The sequence below is a fragment of the Campylobacter ureolyticus ACS-301-V-Sch3b genome (assembly GCF_000413435.1).
In the GTDB taxonomy this organism is placed as follows: Bacteria; Campylobacterota; Campylobacteria; order Campylobacterales; family Campylobacteraceae; genus Campylobacter_B; species Campylobacter_B ureolyticus_A.
The window spans coordinates 10,564-11,075 of the sequence record NZ_KE340328.1; the positions used below are offsets into that span (position 1 = coordinate 10,564).

At 28.9% G+C, this 512-nt stretch carries 1 CRISPR repeat array.

Features of this window, described 5'->3' with window-relative positions:
• Positions 1 to 65 precede the first annotated feature (65 nt).
• A CRISPR array of direct repeats spans positions 66 to 494; the repeat unit is 30 nt; unit sequence GTATAAATTTGATCCTATGGATTTTGAAAC.
• The last annotated feature ends 18 nt before the right edge of the window (positions 495 to 512 follow it).

Below are 512 nucleotides of genomic sequence, written 5' to 3' on the forward strand. Positions count from 1 at the left end.
TATAAATTTGATCCTATGGATTTTGAAACGAAACAACTTTAGAAAAATCTAAAGGGCAAGATAAGGTATAAATTTGATCCTATGGATTTTGAAACATGAGATACGGAGCAAAGCTCAAAAGCCACAGGCTTTGTATAAATTTGATCCTATGGATTTTGAAACAAGAATTTTGATCGACTAAACTATCAAAAACCAAATGTATAAATTTGATCCTATGGATTTTGAAACCTAAATCTATATAAACTTTGCTACCGCCTTTAATTTCGTATAAATTTGATCCTATGGATTTTGAAACTTTGTGAAGTAATTATTATTAAATTGTAGTTGTTTTGTATAAATTTGATCCTATGGATTTTGAAACCTAGAATATCGCCCTCAAATAGTTGATATGAGAGCGTATAAATTTGATCCTATGGATTTTGAAACGTGCCTATTAATGTTCTTAGCTGTTTTTCTGACTTTCTGTATAAATTTGATCCTATGGATTTTGAAACTCGTTAAAAATTGTTGTA